The following is an 18,004-nucleotide window of genomic DNA, read 5'->3' as shown; positions in this document are numbered from 1 at the left end:
TTCAGCCGCCGGTCGTCCGCTGCCCCAGCTTGCCCACCACGACCGGGTCCAGGCGGAACGAATCGAAGAAGCGGTCCGCGTCCTGGGGCGCGCGTCCCTCCGGGTGCAGCAGGAGCTGCTGGTACAGGCGCGGGCCCACCATGAAGAAGCGGCCCCGCAGGCGGCGCGGACCGGACAGTCCCCCCACCTCCTGGCCCGGGAAGCCGCCCTCCATCTCCAGCGTCTTCGCGGTGATGGCCGTCGCACCCAGCGCCTCCAGCGCGCCCTGGCTGGCCCGGTCCACCACGTCGCGCGGGCTCACCTGCGCCACCGCCGCGAGCGGGAAGTCCGTATAGGAGACGTAGTAGGCGGTGTCCTCCTGCGTGCGCGCGGCGATGAACGTGTGCAGCGTCACCTCGCCCACGTCCGTGGGCTGCACGCGCCGCTCCTCGGTGACGGGGCCGGGGAACGTCACGCTGAAGCCACCCTCCTGCGACTGGACGACGGAGGACGGAGCCTCCCTCACGGGCTCGGCGGGGGACACGGGGGGCTCGGTCTGCGTGCGCCCCGCGCACCCTCCCAGCACCAGCAGGGCGGCGGCCAGCGGCACGGCCCGGTAGGAATGCTTCATCATCCAGACGGCTCCTGACATGGGGCCGCAAGGTACGCCCTGCCCCGCCGGAGCGCATCCCTCCGCTTCAACCGGGCCCGCTTCAGGCAACGGTTTCCCCGGCCTTCAGTGCACCGCGCCGGAGTCCTCGCCAGAATCCTCCTTGGCGGGCGCCTCCTCCTCATCGGAGGGTGCGGGCAGCCTCGGCGGGCCGGCGGACACCCGGGCCAGGTGGACGCGGAACACGGAGCCCTGGCCGGGCTGGCTCTCCACCTCGATGCGGCCGCCGTGCGCCTCGATGATCCGCCGCGACACCGACAGTCCCAGTCCCACTCCGGGTGCGCGCTGCTTCGCGTTGCCCGCGCGCTGGAACGGGATGAAGAGCCCCTGGAGCTCCTCCGGCGACATGCCGATGCCCTGGTCCGCCACGGCCAGCACCACGTGGTCGCCGTCCCCGCGCACGGCCACCTCCACGCGGCTGCCGGAAGGGGAGTACTTGAGCGCGTTGCTCACCAGGTTGTTCAGCACCTGCTCCAACCGGGAGGGGTCCGCGCGCACCAGCACCGCGGCGTCCGGCACCACCAACTCCAGCGTGTGCCCGGAGTCGCTGGACTGGTACAGCTCCACCACGGAGCGCGCCAGCTCGCGCGTGTCGCGCACCTCCGGCTGGAGCTCCAGCTTGCCGGCCTCGATGCGGGTCGCGTCCAGCAGGTCCCCCACCATGCGGTCCAGGCGCGCCACCTGCCTTCGCACCAGCGACAGCGTGCGCTGCATCCGCTCCGGGGTGACCTCTCCGCGGTTCGTCAGCGCCGTGGACAGCTTCAGCGCGGACAGGGGGTTGCGCAGGTCGTGCGCCACGCCCGCGAGGAACGCCAGCTGCTGCTCCTGCTGGTGGGTCAGGCTGTCCGCCATCTCGTTGAAGGTGCGGGCCATGTCGCGGATCTCCAACGGGCCCTCCTCGGGCGCGCGCAGGTGCCGCCCGCCCCGGCCGAAGCCGGCCATCGCGCTGCGCAGCTCCGTCACCGGGCGCAGCGCGAAGCGCCTCAGCCAGAAGACCACCAGGCCCAGCGTCGCCAGGAGCAGCAGGCCCAGCAGCAGCCCCAGCACGTCGGCCATCTCGCTCCAGTGCGCCGCGCTCTGCCGGGCCGTCTGCGCCTGGTCCACGTTGATCTCGATGAGGCGCTCCAGCGAGCGCAGCGCCGCGTCCAGCGAGGACATCGCCGACGTGTCGTGCTGGGCCTGGGTCATCCCCGGACCGAGCGGCGCATGCTGCGCGGCCAGGTAGGCGAAGACCTGCTGCTGCACCTCCGCCACCGTCTGGCGCTCCTCCTGGGTGGACGCGATGGCGTGCATCTCCAGCAGCTGGCGGCGCAGGTCGGCCTCCAGCTGGGGTGGCGAGCGCCCGCGCGACGGGTCCGCCACCATGGGAGAACCCGGCGACGTCAGCAGGCGCGAGTGGACGAGCAGGTCCACCTCCAGCTCCTCGGCCTGCCGGACGCCTTCCACGGATTCACTCAGCGTGGAAGCCATGCGCTCCAGCGCGGTCGTCAGCACCACGAGCAGGGTGGCGGACACCACGGTGAGCAGGACCAACCCACCCACCACGGTGGAAAAAAACGCGCGCAGGCTCATCGCCGCCTCCTCGCGAACCGCCGGCCGGAGTCCCGCTTCGTCATGGTCGCGCATCCTCCCTCCGGGCCGCGCCAACCCAGGTGGTCGCCGACCTCTTCCCAAGGAAAGCAACAAGCGTCCGATATCGTGGATTCGCGCACTGGATGCTGGCAGGCCGCCCCCGGACGTGGCCCGCAAAAGGAGCCGGCCTCCCGAGGCCCGGCCATGTTAGTCAGCACGGACACGCGGCCCGATGCGCACCCGGCGTTCGGGCGCCCGCTCTTCTCGATGAGGTCACCCGATGGATCTGCTCGCCCCACCGGCCCGCACCCTGAACTTCGATGCCTTCTGGCGCTGGCTCCAGGAGCACACCAACTGCATCCTGCGGTGTGGCTCCCCCGACATGACACTGTTCGACCATGACGACTTCCACTGGATGCTGATGGAAGAGGAGCGCCAGCACGTCCTCCAGCTCATCAAGGGCAAGTCCCTGGTGGGCGAGATGGTGATGGTGGGCCGCGAGGTCTCCGAGGTCTCCGTCTCCCCGGATCCGGACGCGGATCCGCAGGCGGGCCACTTCCTGGTGGAGCTGATGGGCGGCCCCAAGGAAGACCCTCAGGTGATGTACCACTTCGTCATGGCCCACGGCATCGAGCCGGCCGCCGGCCACCAGGGCTTCAAGCACTAGCGCGCGACGCGCTCGATGGCCTCCACCGCCGCGTGGACGCCGTTGAGCCAGGCCGAGGGGCGCGCGTCGTACCACCCCGGTTGCAGGAGCAGGGACGCGACCTTCGCCTCCAGCTCCACCGCGTCCCCCACCCGCTCCGCCTCCGTCAGTCGCAGGGCCTGCCGGTCATAGAGCCGGGGCCAGGCCCAGGCCACCAGCGGAGTCCCGGTGGCCCGGGCCTCCTGCACGGTGTTGTAGCCGCCCGCCCCCACCAGCACGTCCACGCCCCGCATCACCGCGAGCGCCGGCCAGACCGTCAGCCCGGACGCGTGGTCCGTGGGGACGAGCCACATCACCGCCACCTGTCCGGCCAGCAACGCACGCAGCCGCCTCACGGTCTCCCCGGCCTCCGCCACCTCCTCCGGGCGGCCACAGCCCATCACCGCGACCACGGGCCGCGAGTCCCCGTCATCCAGGCCCAGCCGCCGCCGGGCCTCCTCGCGAGACAGCAGCGCGTCCGCGTCCAACAGCAGCCACGGCGCCGTCCGCACCGCGCGCGGGTGGTGCGCGAAGGGCGCGTCCTCACCGGGCACGACGAGCAGGTCGAACGCGTCCACTGCGTGGGCCACGTCGAAGCCCTCCACGTAGACGGGGTTCAGGTCGCGGTGCACCAGCACGCGCGGCGCGCGCACCGTGGGCAGCAGCGCCACCAGCTCCCCGGCCAATCCCCGGGGAAACGTATCCACCACCAGCACGTCCGGCGCGGACTCCGCGAGCCACGCGCCCACCGCCGCCACGGTGGCGGCCTTGTCCAGCCGCGAGTCCACGCGGTGCACGGCGGCGCCGGGGCCCAGCCACGACTCCAGGGGCAGGCCTGGGGCGAACGGGCTGTTGGTGAGGATGTCCACCTGGTGCCCACGGGCCACGGCCACACGGGCCAGGGCCGCGGCGCGCGTCAGGTGCCCCAGACCTCCGCCGAGCGCGTAGAGGCGCCAGTGCTGACGTCGCGCGGCCATGCTCAGCTTCCGCCCATGTCCTCCTCGAAGGAGGCGTCGTCCTCGCGCCGGACGCTCTCGCCGTCGGCCTCGGTGAAGTCGTTGGGGTCGCTGCCCGAGGACGAGGACCCGGAGCCGCGCCACGCGTCGCGGCCGTAGTAGCCGTAGTCCTCGTAGTAGTAGCTGGGGTCGTCGTCGCGGGAGGTATCGGACGGGTCGCGGTTCTCGTCGCCGTTGTCGGCGGCGCGCGCGCACGCCACGCAGACCGCCTCCCCGCCGTCGATGGTGCGCATGTGCATCAGACAGATGGGCTTCTGACAGCGCATGCACTGCGTGGTCGCCCCCCGCTCACAAGGGTGGGAGAAGAGGAAGCCGGAGGTCTCCAGGCACTGCTCTGCGGAAGCGAAGGAAGGGGACATGGCTTGGAAGGCTCAGGGCGACGCGGGGTTCTGGATGCGGAAGAGCAGGGCCATGCGCAGGGGCAGGTCCAGCGAGTCGAAGCCCAGGCACGCGGCGGCCTCCGGTGACACCGGCTGCTTGGTGGCGAGCACCGTCTTGCCGGACGGGTCGCGCAGGGACAGCTTGCCGTCGCGCACCTTCACGTGAATCGCCTCCGCGCCGGAAGCGCCCTTCACGGACGCGCCGCCGCCTTCGGCTGTCACGGAGTAGAGCAGCATGCCCTGGTCATCCGTGAGCACCCACCCGGAGCCCTCGCGCGTCAGCGTGTAGCGCACCGCCGAGCGCGCGGCGTCCTTCACCTGGAACGCGTCCGGGCCGCCCGTGACGTAGGCCACCACCGCGTCGTCCGGACCGGACACCTTGAGCTCGCCGCCCTTCCACTTGTAGCGGGCGACCTCTTTGTCCGCGCCGTCGACGAGCTTCGCGCCGTCGTCCTTGGACTTGAGCGAGAAGCGTTCGCGGTCGTCTCCGTCCTTGAACTTGAGCTTGGCACCCGCCTCCTGCGGCTCGGCGGCGGCAGCGGCGGCGTTGGCGGGGATCGCCTGGGTGGGCTGAGCGCTGGAGGCGGGGGCACCGCCCTGCTGGCACGCCGAGGCTCCGAGCACTCCCAGACCCACGAGAAACAGGACACGAAGCTTCACGGCGTGGACCTCATCTTCCCGGGCTGACCCTGGGAGCTGGAGTGGTTGAGCACCTGGTAGAGGCTCAAGAGCATCATCGTCGCGGTGCGCGCCGCATCTGTTTTCGTCGGGGGCCGCCGCAAGGGCTCGCCGGGCGGCACGTCGGCCAGCGTCAGGACCTTGGTGGGCCGGGCCACCCAGTCATCCTCCAGCAGAACGCGCAGCTCCACCCGGTCCTCGGCCACGCGCAGCCGCTTCAGCCGGACCCCGGAGGGCAGCCGCACGGCATCCTGTAAGCGTTCTTCCATGTCCGCAAGCCCGGGGTGGCGCTCCGGCTTCACGCCCAGCGCCACGGTCATCAGGCTGGCCCCGCTGCGCTTGCGCTGGGTCTTCACCTTGAGCGGCAGCGTCTTCGTGCGCTCAAGCATCCGCACCTGTTCCACCACGGTCAACTGCAGCCGGGTGCCGTCCGCGAACCGGCCCCGCAATGACAACCACGGGTCGCTGAAGTCCTCGCGGTCCCACGTGCCGTGCTTCCCCGCGTGGACGCGCTTGCGCGGGTCCATGGGCAAGGTCAGGTCCAACGTCACGTCCACGGGCGCGTCCTGGACCAGGTCCACCTGGAAGCGCTTCAGCAGCGTGGTCAGCAGCAGGCGTCGCTGCTCCTTGTACGGAGCCACGAACCGCTCCTCTGGCCCGGAGGACGACATCCGGTCGGATGAATCCCGCGGAGCCGTCCAGGATGCGCCGAGCAGGAGCAGGCCTCCGACAAACGACCCGAAGCACAGGAGGAGCAACAGGGAGGAAGGCCCCTCCAGCGTCCTCTCGTGTTCCGACGACAGGAGCCAGAAGATGACAAAGCTCACCGCGGAGACGAGGAGCAGTCCCCATCCGAGCCCCGAGGTGTTCACCGTCGGGATGTCGGAGGGCTCGGCCTGCGCTTTCGAGACGCACTGGGGCCGCGAATCCATGGCACGCAGGTCCTCCAGCACCTCCGCCACGGTCGCCTGCGATTGATAGACCTGGGTCTTCTGGAAGACTTCGAGGTCGAGCGGCACGGGGAGGAAGACCTTGTTCAGCGGGAGCCGCGAGCGGGCGGCTGTTTGCGACCCGGTGACGGGGCCTGCCGGTGCGTGGCGCCCAGCACCTGGTAGAGGCTCAAGAGCATCATCGTCACGACGCGCGAGGCGTCATTCGGAGGGAGGACGACGAGCTCGCTGGGAGAGGTGGGCTTCGTCCTCCGCACCACCCAGTCCCGCCCGTCCCGCCCCAGCAGGGCGCGCATCGCTACGCGGTCCTGGGCGACGTCCAGCCGCGACAGGATGACCTCCTGGGGCAGCCGCACGGCCTTCTTCGCGTTCGCGGCCTGGGACGCCAGTCCGGGGAAGCGCTCCGGCTTCACGCGCAGCCCCACCTGGAGCAGCGTCTTGCCCTTGCGCTTGGTCTTGAGCTTCATCTTGCCGCTGCTGCCGCGGCCGTATCGCTTGCGCTTCTGGAAGTGCTCCACGACGGACAGGTGCAGGTGCGTGCCGTCCGCGAAGCGGCCATGCAGGGACAGCCATGCGTCCGTGAAGTCCTCGCAGTCCCACCGTCCCCGCTTGAGCTTGCCTACGCACTTGCGAGCGTCATCCTCCGGCGCCAGGTCCAGCTTCACGTCCACCGGCGCGTTCGCGTCCAGGTCCACCTGGAACCGCTGGAGCAGCGTGGACACCAGCCCGTAGCGCCGGTTCTCCAGGTCCGTGTGCTTCGAGCGCGTCCAGAGGATGACGAGGGCGATGCTCGTCGCGAAAAGCGCGGCGGACAGCAGCCACTGCGACAGGATGAGGAACGAGATGCTGAGGCACACGCAGACGAAGGAGCCGATCCCCATCAAGATCCGCCTCCGCTCCGCCCACGCGTCCAGTTCCCCCAGCGTCTTCAGGTCCGCCAGCACCTCCGCCACCGGGGCGCGGGCTTCATAGACATACGTCTTCTTGAATTCGGAGGTGTCGAGCGCCACGGTGGAGAGCCTTGTTCTGCTGGAGCGAACCCGGGAGCGTAGCAGGTCAAGCCGGCTTGCGGCGTCCGCGCGCTGCCTGCAGCTTCGCGCGCCGGCGGGTGTAGCCCAGCACCTGGTAGATGCTCAGGAGCATCATCGTCGCGGTGCGGGACGCGTCGTCCTTCGCCAGCGCCTGATGCCAGAAGGCGGGGGCCTCCGGATCTCCCGGCTCGCGCATCGGCCGCGCCACCCATTCGTCGGACAGCCGGGCGCGCAGGGTCAGCCGGCCCGCGGCGACGCGCACCCGCTCCAGTTCGACCTTCCGGGGCAGGCGCGTGGCGGAGGTGGCGCGGATCTTGAGCCGCTCCAAGCCGGGATAGCGCTCCGGCTTCACGCGCACGGACACCTCCAGCCGCGCGAAGCCCTTGCGCTTGGTCTTCGTCCGCGACTTGCCGCTGGCACTCGTCTTGGAGCGCTCGCGCTTCTGGACCTGCTCCACCATGCGGATCCGCACGAAGGCGCCGTCCGCCAAACGGGTCTCCAGCGTGAACCACGGGTCGATGAAGAAGTCCGTGTTCCACCAGCCCACCATGTCCTGCTTCACGCGCTTGTCGAGCACGTCCGGCGCGCGCAGGTCCAGCTTGAGCCGCACCGGCGCGTCCGGGGCCAGGTCCATCTCCAGACGCCGGAGCAGCACCTGGGCCAGGCCGTAGCGCCGGTTGTCCAGGTCACGCGGCTTGAGGGTGTAACGCCACAGGAAGAGGAGGAGCCCCACGACGAGCAGCGCCCCACCCACCCCGCCCGTGACCTTGAGGAGCTGGGCGCCCGCATCGGTGATTTCATCCCGATCCACGGCGCCCGCCCACACGCCGTAGGTCACCATGGCAATCACCCCGCCCGGAAGCGCGGTGGACCACCCGGTCCACTCCAGCGCGCGCCGCTGCCCTTCCGCTCGGGCGTCCAGCTGGGACAGGACCTCCATGTCCTTGAGCAGGTCCGGCACCGGCGCGCGGGACTGGTAACGGAAGAGTTCGTGGAAGCGGCTGACGTTGACCGCCAAGGCGGTGGACTCCCTGCGATGCCCATCGGGCGGACCCGCGCGCGAGCGTAGGGGCCTCCGGGCCGTCCCACCAGGGGTGAACCGCCGGGCATGCAGGCAAGCCAAGCGCCGGGAAGGCGGGGACGTTAGGTAGGATGGGCGGCCCCAACGGCATGGAGCGCGAGGTGGACCGTGGATGAAGTGAGCCGGAGGGCAGCGCTGAAGCTCATCGCGGCGGCGGGTGTCACCACCGTCGCGGGGTGTTCACGCGGCTCGGGAAAGGCAGAGGAGTCGAAGATGAGTCAGCAGGCGCAGCAACCGGAAGCCGTGGTCCGCGTGGATCCGCTCGGGCCGTCCCCCACTCCGTGGCGGACGCCGGATCCGTTCCTCTTCTGCGTGCACCATGACGACCGCTACCCCCAGGGCAACGAGAAGCTGGGGCCGCAGGCGTCGCTCGCGGGCCGGGACATCGGCCAGGACTTCGCGGGGCGGGACGGCTGGAACATGTACCACGGCACCGTCGTGCCGGGCTTCCCGCAGCACCCGCACCGGGGCTTCGAGACGGTGACCATCGTGCGCAACGGGCTGCTCGACCACTCGGACTCGCTGGGCGCGGCGGCGCGCTTCGGCGGGGGCGACGTGCAGTGGCTCACCGCGGGCGGCGGCATCAACCACTCGGAGATGTTCCCGCTGCTCAAGCAGGACCAGGGCAACCACATCGAGCTGTTTCAAATCTGGCTCAACCTGCCGCGCGCCAACAAGATGGTGCCCGCGCACTTCTCCATGCTGTGGAACAACGTCATCCCGCGCCACGTGGCGAAGGACGACGCGGGCCGCGCCACGAACATCACCGTGGTGGCGGGCAACCTGGGTGACATCCAGGCGCCTCCGTCGCCGCCCAAGTCCTGGGCCGCGAACGCGGACGCGGACGTGGCCATCTGGACGCTGAAGATGGAGCCGGGCGCGCGCTGGACGCTGCCGGCCGCGAAGCGCGGCACGAACCGGATGCTCTACTTCTTCCTGGGCTCGCGAATGACCGTGGGCGGCCGGGCAGTGCCGGCGCGCAACGCCATCGAGCTGCGCGCGGACGTGGACGTGGTGCTGGAGAACGGCCCGGAGACGGCGGAGTTGCTGCTGCTCCAGGGGCGGCCCATTGGCGAACCGGTCGTGCAGTACGGCCCGTTCGTGATGAATTCGCGGCAGGAGATTCAGCAGGCCTTCGCGGACTACCAGCGCACGGGCTTCGGCGGCTGGCCCTGGCCCAGCCACGACCCGGTGCACGCGCGAGAGGAAGGTCGCTTCGCGCGGCACGCGGACGGCAACGTGGAGCGGCCGGCCTGATCAAGGCTTCTTCGCGTCGGCGCCCTCCCACTCGAAGCTCAGGGAGGGCGCCTTGGCGCTCCTGGCGTCCTTCATGAGGAAGCCCTCCTGGCGCGTGCGAGCGCGCTCCAGGGCGGGCTTCAGCGCTTCGGGGATGGGCAGCAGCACGCCCACCACGAACATGTTCCCGCGGCAGGACTCGTTGTCGTAGTTGAAGGCGATGCGCACGGCGACCTTGTCGCCTTCGACGTGGTGGAAGGCGACCGAGCGCTTCACGTTGTCCAGGCCGGAGGAGTTGAAGCCCACGCAGTCCTCGCCGGGCTTCAGGATCTCCATCAGGGCCTTCACGGTCTTCGCGTCGTTGAAGGCCTTCGCGTCGTCGATGTGCTCCTTCACGAAGCTGTCGGACTTGAGGGCCTGGAGGACGTCCTTCTCCGGGAACACGTCCAGCAGGTTGAAGGCGCCGTGCTCCTTCGTCACGTCCCAGGTGACGTAGCCGGAGTGAGCATACGGGTGGGCGCCGCCGGTGTAGCCGGAGCTGGACTCCTCGTAGCTCGCCCAGGGCCCCACGACCGACAGCACCTTGAAGGAGTGGTAGGCCTCCCAGTCGGACATGTCCCGGGTCTCCTCCGGGTCGGGCTTCAGGTCCTCCAGGAAGCCCTTCTTGCGGGACAGGAGGCCGAAGACCTCCTTGCCACCGCGCAGGGCGCGCAGGTCCTTCGAGGACATCTCGAACGTCACATCGGAGCCAGTGACCTTCCACGTGAGCGGCTGGGACTTGGGAGCGGGCGCGGCCGTGAACAGCGCCACCATCACCACGGAGCTCATGAGCATGCGCGCCATCCTGCCCGAACTCCGGACCGCCCGGTTTGCCGCCGGCCCGCCGTCGCGGTAGCACCCTTCCGTGGCCTCCTCTGGAATCGTCTACGCGTCCTTCGACCGCTTCCCCGCGCCCAAGGGTGCCGCCGTGCACATCCGCGCCTTCGTGGAGGCCTTGGGCGCCGCGTTCGGCCCGGTGGACCTCGTGGCCATTGGCGACGCGCCGGGCGCTCCCCCGCCTGCCCTGGGTCCCCACATCACCTACCACCCGCTGGGTGCCCGCGGGAAAGACCTGGTCGCCCAGGCGCTGACGTTCCGCTCGCACCTGGGTGCGTGGTGGAGGGGTCGGCCGCGCGCGAAGGTCGTCCACGTCCGCTCCATCTTCGAGGGCTACCCCATCGCCCGGCGCAAGGCCGCCCTCACCGACGCGCTCGTCTACGAGGTCAACGGCCTGCCCTCCATCGAGCTCAAGTACCACCATCCCGATGTCTCCGATGACATGGAGCTGATGCGCAAGCTCCTCGCCCAGGAAGAGGCCTGCCTCCAGGCCGCGGACCTCCTCGTCACGCCCAGCACCGTCACCGCCGAGCACCTGCTCTCACGCGGCGCGGATCCGAAGCGCCTGCGCGTCATCCCCAATGGCGTGGACCTGGACGTGTTCCGCTACGCGCTCCCACGCGCCCCTGAAGCGGGCCGCCCGCTGCGCCTGCTCTACAGCGGCACCATGACCGCGTGGCAGGGCGTGCACCACGCCATCGAGGCCTGCCGCATCCTGCGCCGCGACCTGCCCGTGACCCTCACCCTCGTGGGCCCTCTGCGCAAGCACGCGCGCCGCGCCCTCCTGGACCGGTGCGGAGACCTCGTGCTCCAGGGCGCCGTTGAGATCCTCGAACCCCTGCCCCAGGAAGAGCTCGCCCGGCTGCACCACGCCTGCGACGTCGTGCTCGTGCCGCTGCCCGTGAACGACCGCAACTGCGTGCAGGGCTGCTGCCCCCTGAAGCTCCTCGAAGCCATGGCCACCGGCACGCCCGTCGTCGTCAGCGACCTGCCCGTGGTGCGCGCGCTCGCGGAGGCCACCGAGGCCTACCGAGTCCGCCCCGGCTCGCCCAAGGCCATCGCGGAAGCCGTGAAGGACCTCATCGCCCATCCCGCCCTCGTCGCCGCCATGAGCGCCAACGCCCGAGCCCGCGTGGAGCGCGACTTCCCGTGGGGCCGCGCGCAGGAGGCGCTCGTGAACGCCTACTCGGACGACCTGGGCATCGCGCGCGTCAGCACGCGAGACAACACCGCCGCCTCCGCGTCCGCCTGAAAGCCCGCCTCGATTCGCGCGCGCGCCGCGGCCCCCAGCGCCGCGCGCTTCGCCTCGGGCATGCCCAGCACGTCCAGGCACGCCTGCCCCAGGTGGTTGAGCAGCGCCTTCTCCACGATGAAGCCATTCACCCCGGACTCCACCGCCTCCGGGATGCCGCCCGCGTCGCTGGCGATGACCGGCCGCGCGCACGCCATCGCCTCCAGCAGCGCGTTGGGCATGCCCTCCCACAACGACGGCTGCAGATACACGTCACACAGCCGCAGGTGCTCCGCGATGAGCTCCGGGGACTCCAGCGCGCCGGAGATGATGATGCGCGCCGCGTCCTCCGGATGCTCCGCCCGGTAGGCCACCAGGTGCTCCGCGTCCCGGGCGCGCACCTCGCCAATCACCAGCAGGCACGCGGGCCGCACGCGCCGCACCTCCGTGAGCGCGGACAAGAGGAACGGCAGCCCCTTCTTGTGGCGCAGCTCTCCAGAGAAGCCGAGCACCGCCTCGCCCGGCTGGATGCCCAATCGCTCGCGCAGGGCCGCGTCCGCGGGGCCCGGTGAGAACAGCGCCGTGTTCACCGCGTTGGGGATGACCTCCACGCCCGGGTCGCGGCCCAGCAGCATCGCCATCTTCCGGCCCAGGTCCGCGGACGCGGCGGTGAGCACGTCCGCCCGCTGAATCGTCCAGAGCAGGCGGGCGAAGTCTCCGGGCGGGAACATCAGCTGATCCACGTCATTGCCCCGCGCGCTGAGGATGGACCGCAGCCCCGCGCTCTGCGCGAACACCACCGCGAGGAAGCCCGGCGGGTACAGGTAGTGCCCCCACACCAGGTCATACTTCCGCCGCGAGTGCAGGTGGCCGAGCACATCGAGCGTGTGCTGCATGGACAGGTCCGCGCTGCCGAACAACCCCATCCGGTGCAGCGTGACGCCCTTCGCGAACGGCGACACGTCCCCCGCGTCCGGCACCGTCTCCAGCGCTCCGGGCTGCGTCGTGCGGGTCCAGGCCACCACGTCCACGCGTGCGCCCAGCCGCACGAGCGAGCCCGCGGTGCGCGCCCCGCTGCGCGCGAGCCCTCCGATGTCAGGGGGAAAGCGCTCGGCGAGGAGGAGGACGCGGGGACCGGAAGCCATGCCCTCAATCTACCCGTCCGCACGCGCCGGCGAGCGGGGAACCGTGAGGGATGAAAGGCGGAAGGCGTCCCGTTGCAACGCGCAATCCATGACGCAACCCCCGCCTGAAATCCTCGCCCCGGACGCCGCCCCCTCCACCACTGGAGCCAGGGGCCTCCTTGCCTCCCTGTAGCTGGCGGTGAAGGGATCCACCGAGGACCTGGCCACCGGGCCCGTGGATCGCGCTTTCCTGCTGCTGTCCGTGCCCATGGTGCTGGAGATGGTGATGGAGTCCATCTTCGCCCTGGTGGACGTGCTCTTCGTGTCGCGCCTGGGCGCGGACGCCATCGCCACCGTGGGCCTCACCGAGTCCATGCTCACGCTCCTCCAGACGCTGCCGCTGGGGCTGTCCATCGGAGCCACCGCGCTCATCGCGCGCCGCATCGGGCAGAAGGATCCGGAGCGCGCCGCGAGCACCGCGGTGCAGGCCCTGGGCCTGGGACTCGCGCTGGCCGTGCCGCTGGCGTTCGCGGGCAGCTTCTTCGCGCGTCCGCTGCTCGTGGCCCTGGGCGCCGCGCCCGGCGTGGTGGAGCACGGCGCGGGCTACACGCGGCTGATGCTGGCCAGCTATCCCATCATCATGCTGCTGTTCCTCATCAGCGCCATCCTGCGCGGCGCGGGGGACGCGGCCACGTCCATGCGCGCGCTGTGGCTGGCCAACTCCGTGAACATCGTGCTCGCGCCGCTGTTCATCTTCGGCCTGGGCCCCGTGCCCGCGCTGGGCGTCACCGGCGCCGCGCTGGCCACCACCGTGGGCCGCTCCACTGGCGTGCTGTATCAGGTGTACCGCCTGCTCAAGGGCAGCGGACATCTGGAATTGCGCCGCCGCCACCTGCGCGTGGACGTGTCCACGCTGCGCTCGCTGCTGAAGCTGTCAGGAGGCGCCACGCTCCAGTCGCTGTTGGGCATGTCCAGCTGGCTGGTGCTGATGCGCATCGTGGCCACCTTCGGCAGCACCGCGCTCGCGGGCTACACGCTGGCCATGCGCATCCTGCTCTTCGCGCAGCAGCCGTCATGGGGCCTTTCCCACGCGGCGGGCACGCTGGTGGGTCAGAGCCTGGGCGCGGGCGACACCGACCGCGCGGAGCGGGCCGCGTGGCGCGCCAGCTTCTACACGCTCGCGTTCCTGGGCGTGGTGGCGGTGGGCTTCCTCCTCTTCGCGGAGCCCCTCATCCACCGCTTCACCTCCGAGCCGGAGGTGGGCCTGCACGCCGTGCGCTGCCTGCGCATCGTCAGCTGCAGCCTGGCCCTCTACGCCTTCGTCACCGTGCTGCCCCACGCCTTCAACGGCGCGGGCGACACCACCACCCCCACCGTGGTGAACGCACTCTTCTCCTGGGGCCTCCAGCTGCCGCTCGCGTGGATCCTCTCCCATCCGTTGGGCCTGGGCCCCTCGGGCGCGTTCATCGCCATCGCCGTCACGTATGGAGCGCTCGGCCTGGCCAGCGCCGCCCTCTTCCGGCGCGGTGGGTGGAAGCTGCGGCACGTCTGATTCACTGCCCGGAAGACCTGGGAAGGAGGATCCGCTCCCTCCGGTCAAAGAACGGTCGTCTTCGGCAGGTCGACCAGAAAGCCGACGGGGACATGGTCGGAGAGCGCCCGGAGCGCGCGCTGATACACGGCGGGGTTGGAGGGGAGGTAGGGGGTGACCCTGAACGGGGGAGCCTCCCGGCTGCAGACCCACGCGAAGTCGAGCGTGTTGTCGTCGTGGGTCGCGATGCCAGGTGACACGGCCTGCCAGAACAGCTCCGCACCGCCGCTCACGATCTTCATGGCGCGCGTGGCCATGGCCGTGCCGTCGGCGGACTGGAAGGCGGGCTCGGTGTTCATGTCGCCAACGAGCAACGCGATGAAAGAGGGGAGCCCCGGGCGCTGGATCTCGGCCTGGGCCGCCATCAACAACCGGGCGACGTCGAGCTGCGTGTCATGGCCTCCGCCGGACTTCGCGTGCCCACCGAAGAGGAAGACGGGCACCCCATTCATGGTCACGGCGACCAGCTCCCGGTAGGCGGCTTGAGTCACCGTCCAGTTGTGCGCGGCGCCAGCCCTCCACACGGCCGCGAGGCCGCACTCGCCGGCGACGGACGATGGATGATTGACCGTGACCTGCTTGCCGCCATGCGCCTCGATGAGCTTCAGCGTCTCGTTCAGCTCGCCCTTGACCTCCTGGAGGAAGACCACGTCGACGGTGTTCGTGGGCTTCGCGACCCCATGGCTCTCGAGGCTCGTCGAGGCGCTCGTCCCGTCATAGCGGCCTGTCTCATCAGCCGACGACGTGCCGAGGAACGAACTCTGTGACACGACAAAGCCGCCGGAGACGAACCCTGGAACCCTGGTCCCTCCTCTGGGACGGCCGCCGCCGAAACCGAACGGGGGCAGAGGCAGACCGCTGAAGGGCGACGAAGACGCCCCACCAAACGGTGACGTCGTCGATGACGAGGAAGAAGACGCCCCGCCGAACGGTGACGTCGTCGATGACGAGGAAGAAGACGCCCCGCCGAACGGTGACGTCGTCGATGACGAAGGCGTCCCACCGAACGGTGACGTCGCCGATGACGAGGAAGAAGACGCCCCGCCGAACGGTGACGTCGTCGATGACGAAGGCGTCCCACCGAACGGTGACGTCGCCGATGACGAGGAAGAAGACGCCCCGCCGAACGGTGACGTCGTCGATGACGAAGGCGTCCCACCGAACGGTGACGTCGCCGATGACGAGGAAGAAGACGCCCCGCCGAACGGTGACGTCGTCGATGACGAAGGCGTCCCACCGAACGGTGACGTCGCCGATGACGAGGAAGAAGACGCCCCGCCGGAGGGCACGACCCCGAGCCAGTCGAGGATGAACTGCGCGACCTTGCCCCCACGTCCCCCCGAGAGGCCGGAGCGCTGGATGTTCCATGAACCTACTTTGATGACGGCCATGCGCATCCTCGCCGCGGCCAGGCACACGCCGCCCCGCAATGGTAGTCCGGCCTCCTCCCCGAAGAACAATCCCGCGCCCGTTCCCAGCAGTGCCTGACCCTGCTGGTTCTCCGTAGGGCCCGACTCAAACCACCGCGGCACGTCTGAGACCGTCCTCCATCAGCCGACAGTGGCCACGGCCTGGGGGCTGAGTTGAAAGCCTCCAGGCATGTGGAGACCTTCCCGAAACTCTCACGGCGAATGGGCACCTCCGGTGCCTCCAACCTCGGAGGCGCCAGTCACCCTGGGGCGCTTCCGAAGTGTCGCCGCGAGAGCACGGGGCACAACGGCGGGGAGGGGCTTCACACATGGCGGGCAACGAGCGGTTGGGCGTGGCGGTGGTGGGACTGGGCGGCGCGGTGGCGACCACGGCGGTGGCGGGCATGGAGCTCTTGCGCCGGGGACGGGTGGACACGCGAGGCCTGCCACTGGCGGACGCCAAGGGCCTGGGGCTGGTGGAGTACGGCGAGCTGACCTTCGGCGGCTGGGACCTGTTCGAGGACGACCTGGCGCACGCGGCGCGCAACCACGCGGTGCTGACGGAGGCGCAGCTGGAGGCGGTGGCGCCCACGCTGGGCCGCATGCGGCCGTGGCCCGCGGCCTCCAACGCGAAGTTCTGCAAGAACGTCGTCAGCACCGCGGAGAAGAAGGCGCGCACCCTGCGCGAACAGGTGCGGGCCATCCGCGACGACCTGGCCCGCTTCAAGCAACGTGAGCAGTTGGAGCGCGTGGTGGTGGTGAACCTGGCCTCCACGGAGAAGGCCGTGGACCTCACCCGCCCGGAGTTCGCCACGCCGGAGGCCTTCGAGAAGGCCCTGGACGCGAACGACCCGGACATCGGCCCCGCGATGCTCTACGCGTACGCGGCCATCGTGGACGGCATCCCGTTCGCCAACTTCACGCCCAGCGTCGCCGCGGACGTGCCCGCGCTGCTCCTGCTGGCGAAGCGCACCGGCACGCCCGTCGCGGGCAAGGACGGCAAGACGGGGCAGACGCTGCTCAAGACGGTGCTCGCGCCCGCGCTGCGCGACCGCGCGCTGCACGTGGACGGCTGGTACTCCACCAACATCCTGGGCAACCGCGACGGAGAGGCCCTCAACGACCCGGCGTCGAAGCAGAACAAGCTCGACACCAAGGGCGCCGCGCTGGACAGCATCCTTGGCTACAAGGTCCAGGACCACGTCGTTCAAATCCAGTACTACCGCCCGCGAGGGGACAACAAGGAGGCCTGGGACAACATCGACGTGACGGGCTTCCTGGGGCAGCCCATGCAGTTGAAGCTCAACTTCCTCTGCAAGGACTCCATCCTCGCCGCGCCGCTCGTCGTGGAGCTGGCGCGCACGCTGGACCTGGCGAAGCGCCGGGGCGAGTGCGGCGTCATCGACGCGCTGGGCTGCTTCTTCAAGGCCCCCATGTCGCAGGACGGCGAGCCCGTGGAGCACGCCATGGCGGAGCAGCAGCGCCGCTTGATGACATGGCTGTCCAAGGGCAGCGCGCGGCAGGTGGAGCGCCTTCCGGAACGCATCAGGGGTTGAGCCATGAACGCACCCGCGCGTGACACGGCGTCCCCTGGCCGTTTGGCGGAGCTCCGCCCGCTCCTGTCGGAGCTGATGGACCTCAAGCGCATCCGCACCCCGGACCATCCGGACGGTCTGGCGGCGCACGGTTTCCGCCGGGCCTGGGCCGCGCTGGCCTCCGGCATGGACCCACGCATCGTGGCGCTGCAGGAGACGGCGCGCGCGTTGGCGGCGGTGCGGCTGGGCGGCCTGGACATGGACGTCCTCCAGCGGGCGGGGCTGTCCCCGCTGGACGCGACGCGGGTGCTGCACCGGGGCCTGGAGGCGGTGACCGGGCCGCTGGCCCCCGGCCTGCGGGAGCGGTTGTCCGTGGCGCTCTCGCAGACACCGGAGGAGGCATGTCACGTGCCGCCGCCCCCGTTCGTGGACCGGCTGGTGCGTCAACCTCGCGCCGGGGCCACGTTCCCCGGCCGGCCGCGCATCCTCGTGTCACCGCAGGAGGGCCACGCGGACCACTGCTACGCGGTGGCGGTGGGCGCGGTGCTCGTCGCGCCCTGCTTCAGCGCATCCCCTGTCCTGCCCTTCGTGGCGGGGCTTTCGCACCACCTCTTCAACGCGATGCTGCCGGACGCGGGCTACCGCGGAGAGGCGCTGATGGGAGACCTGCTGGAGCCCGTCATGAAGCGCCTCACGGAGAAGGCCCTGTGCTCGCTGCCGGAGCGGCTGGCCGGTGTCGTGCGGCAGGCGCTGTCGCTCACCGGCAACGTGGACTCGGCGGAGGCGCGAGCCTTCAACGCCGCGGACGCACTGGACCGGGTGCTGGAGCTGGAGGCCCACGCTCGAGCGGCGGGCTTCACCCTGCGCCACGCGATGGAGGACCTGGAGCTGATCCACCCCGGCCCGCTCCAGACGTTCGGCAACGGCGTGCTGCGCGACGCGGCGGTGTGGCCATGAGCC

The 18,004-nt window shown here is 70.6% G+C and carries 18 protein-coding genes; 6 read left to right on the top strand and 12 right to left on the bottom strand.

The window, feature by feature from the left end:
• Position 1: 1 nt before the first annotated feature.
• On the bottom strand, positions 2-613 hold the full coding sequence (locus GTZ93_RS00445; protein ID WP_167547777.1) for a hypothetical protein: 612 nt from the start codon (positions 611-613) through the stop codon (positions 2-4).
• 102 nt (positions 614-715) lie between these two features.
• A complete protein-coding gene (locus tag GTZ93_RS00440; protein ID WP_306464194.1) occupies positions 716-2,275 on the bottom strand; it encodes a sensor histidine kinase in 1,560 nt (519 codons plus the stop codon).
• Positions 2,276-2,501: 226 nt separating this feature from the next.
• Here GTZ93_RS00440 and GTZ93_RS00435 point away from each other — a divergent pair, with 226 nt between their 5' ends.
• A complete protein-coding gene (locus tag GTZ93_RS00435) occupies positions 2,502-2,888 on the top strand; it encodes a serine/threonine protein kinase (protein ID WP_120578999.1) in 387 nt (128 codons plus the stop codon).
• On the opposite strand, the gene GTZ93_RS00430 is transcribed toward GTZ93_RS00435, so the two are convergent.
• The 6 genes from GTZ93_RS00430 to GTZ93_RS00405 are packed head-to-tail and all read right to left on the bottom strand — an operon-like array spanning position 2,885 to position 7,979.
• On the bottom strand, positions 2,885-3,883 hold the full coding sequence (locus GTZ93_RS00430; protein WP_139919102.1) for a hypothetical protein: 999 nt from the start codon (positions 3,881-3,883) through the stop codon (positions 2,885-2,887). The genes GTZ93_RS00435 and GTZ93_RS00430 overlap by 4 nt on opposite strands.
• Positions 3,884-3,885: 2 nt before the next feature.
• Positions 3,886-4,281, bottom strand: coding sequence for a hypothetical protein (locus GTZ93_RS00425; protein WP_120596950.1), 396 nt, complete (start codon positions 4,279-4,281; stop codon positions 3,886-3,888).
• A 12-nt stretch (positions 4,282-4,293) separates the two neighbouring features.
• On the bottom strand, positions 4,294-4,962 hold the full coding sequence (locus GTZ93_RS00420) for a hypothetical protein (RefSeq protein ID WP_139919101.1): 669 nt from the start codon (positions 4,960-4,962) through the stop codon (positions 4,294-4,296).
• The gene (locus tag GTZ93_RS00415; protein ID WP_139919100.1) at positions 4,959-5,999 is read right to left on the bottom strand and encodes a hypothetical protein; all 1,041 of its coding nucleotides are present in this window, start codon (positions 5,997-5,999) and stop codon (positions 4,959-4,961) included. Before GTZ93_RS00415 ends, GTZ93_RS00420 begins: the two co-directional genes overlap by 4 nt.
• Positions 6,000-6,016: 17 nt before the next feature.
• Entirely contained in the window at positions 6,017-6,940 is a 924-nt protein-coding gene (locus GTZ93_RS00410; protein WP_161662596.1) for a hypothetical protein, read from the bottom strand.
• Between the two features lie 46 nt (positions 6,941-6,986).
• Positions 6,987-7,979 (bottom strand): hypothetical protein, encoded by a 993-nt coding sequence (locus GTZ93_RS00405; protein WP_161662595.1) that lies wholly within the window; start codon positions 7,977-7,979, stop codon positions 6,987-6,989.
• 276 nt (positions 7,980-8,255) lie between these two features.
• Between GTZ93_RS00405 and GTZ93_RS00400 the strand changes: the two genes are divergently transcribed.
• Positions 8,256-9,299, top strand: coding sequence for a pirin family protein (locus GTZ93_RS00400; RefSeq protein WP_121758006.1), 1,044 nt, complete (start codon positions 8,256-8,258; stop codon positions 9,297-9,299).
• Here the strand turns inward: GTZ93_RS00400 and GTZ93_RS00395 are convergent, their stop codons facing one another.
• Complete coding sequence (locus GTZ93_RS00395) at positions 9,300-10,112, bottom strand: hypothetical protein (RefSeq protein WP_257979520.1); 813 nt, start codon at positions 10,110-10,112, stop codon at positions 9,300-9,302.
• A gap of 70 nt (positions 10,113-10,182) precedes the next feature.
• Here GTZ93_RS00395 and GTZ93_RS43185 point away from each other — a divergent pair, with 70 nt between their 5' ends.
• A complete protein-coding gene (locus tag GTZ93_RS43185; RefSeq protein WP_139923364.1) occupies positions 10,183-11,406 on the top strand; it encodes a glycosyltransferase family 4 protein in 1,224 nt (407 codons plus the stop codon).
• On the opposite strand, the gene GTZ93_RS00385 is transcribed toward GTZ93_RS43185, so the two are convergent.
• Positions 11,337-12,530, bottom strand: a complete 1,194-nt coding sequence (locus GTZ93_RS00385) for a glycosyltransferase (RefSeq protein ID WP_139923362.1) — start codon at positions 12,528-12,530, stop codon at positions 11,337-11,339. The two genes, GTZ93_RS43185 and GTZ93_RS00385, sit on opposite strands and share 70 nt — an antisense overlap.
• Before the next feature lie 214 nt (positions 12,531-12,744).
• Between GTZ93_RS00385 and GTZ93_RS00380 the strand changes: the two genes are divergently transcribed.
• A complete protein-coding gene (locus GTZ93_RS00380; protein WP_257979519.1) occupies positions 12,745-14,061 on the top strand; it encodes an MATE family efflux transporter in 1,317 nt (438 codons plus the stop codon).
• A gap of 44 nt (positions 14,062-14,105) precedes the next feature.
• Here GTZ93_RS00380 and GTZ93_RS00375 read toward each other — a convergent pair whose 3' ends face one another.
• Both GTZ93_RS00375 and GTZ93_RS00370 read right to left on the bottom strand, forming a co-directional pair.
• Positions 14,106-14,870, bottom strand: coding sequence for an endonuclease/exonuclease/phosphatase family protein (locus GTZ93_RS00375; RefSeq protein ID WP_161662594.1), 765 nt, complete (start codon positions 14,868-14,870; stop codon positions 14,106-14,108).
• Positions 14,833-15,468: a hypothetical protein gene (locus GTZ93_RS00370; RefSeq protein WP_161662593.1), complete on the bottom strand. Its 636-nt coding sequence runs from the start codon at positions 15,466-15,468 to the stop codon at positions 14,833-14,835. Before GTZ93_RS00370 ends, GTZ93_RS00375 begins: the two co-directional genes overlap by 38 nt.
• Positions 15,469-15,838: 370 nt before the next feature.
• On the opposite strand from GTZ93_RS00370, the gene GTZ93_RS00365 reads away from it, so the two are divergent.
• Complete coding sequence (locus tag GTZ93_RS00365; protein ID WP_139914991.1) at positions 15,839-17,065, top strand: inositol-3-phosphate synthase; 1,227 nt, start codon at positions 15,839-15,841, stop codon at positions 17,063-17,065.
• 3 nt (positions 17,066-17,068) lie between these two features.
• Positions 17,069-18,001 carry a hypothetical protein gene (locus GTZ93_RS00360; protein WP_139914990.1) on the top strand — a complete coding sequence of 311 codons (933 nt, stop codon included), beginning with the start codon at positions 17,069-17,071 and terminating at the stop codon, positions 17,999-18,001.
• Positions 18,002-18,004: the final 3 nt, after the last annotated feature.

This window comes from Corallococcus exiguus, from assembly GCF_009909105.1.
GTDB lineage: Bacteria > Myxococcota > Myxococcia > Myxococcales > Myxococcaceae > Corallococcus > Corallococcus exiguus.
Note: the sequence above shows the minus strand (reverse complement) of the source record. Positions and strands in the feature narration are given on the sequence as shown.

Coding starts and splice junctions, on each gene's coding strand:
- GTZ93_RS00385 (WP_139923362.1), bottom strand. CDS start 12,530: ATGGCTTCCGGTCCCCGCGTCCTCCTCCTCGCCGAGCGCTTTCCCCCT.
- GTZ93_RS00445 (WP_167547777.1), bottom strand. CDS start 613: ATGATGAAGCATTCCTACCGGGCCGTGCCGCTGGCCGCCGCCCTGCTG.
- GTZ93_RS00435 (WP_120578999.1), top strand. CDS start 2,502: ATGGATCTGCTCGCCCCACCGGCCCGCACCCTGAACTTCGATGCCTTC.
- GTZ93_RS00395 (WP_257979520.1), bottom strand. CDS start 10,112: ATGCTCATGAGCTCCGTGGTGATGGTGGCGCTGTTCACGGCCGCGCCC.
- GTZ93_RS00370 (WP_161662593.1), bottom strand. CDS start 15,468: ATGGAACATCCAGCGCTCCGGCCTCTCGGGGGGACGTGGGGGCAAGGT.
- GTZ93_RS00400 (WP_121758006.1), top strand. CDS start 8,256: ATGAGTCAGCAGGCGCAGCAACCGGAAGCCGTGGTCCGCGTGGATCCG.
- GTZ93_RS00365 (WP_139914991.1), top strand. CDS start 15,839: ATGGCGGGCAACGAGCGGTTGGGCGTGGCGGTGGTGGGACTGGGCGGC.
- GTZ93_RS00430 (WP_139919102.1), bottom strand. CDS start 3,883: ATGGCCGCGCGACGTCAGCACTGGCGCCTCTACGCGCTCGGCGGAGGT.
- GTZ93_RS00425 (WP_120596950.1), bottom strand. CDS start 4,281: ATGTCCCCTTCCTTCGCTTCCGCAGAGCAGTGCCTGGAGACCTCCGGC.
- GTZ93_RS00360 (WP_139914990.1), top strand. CDS start 17,069: ATGAACGCACCCGCGCGTGACACGGCGTCCCCTGGCCGTTTGGCGGAG.
- GTZ93_RS00440 (WP_306464194.1), bottom strand. CDS start 2,275: ATGCGCGACCATGACGAAGCGGGACTCCGGCCGGCGGTTCGCGAGGAG.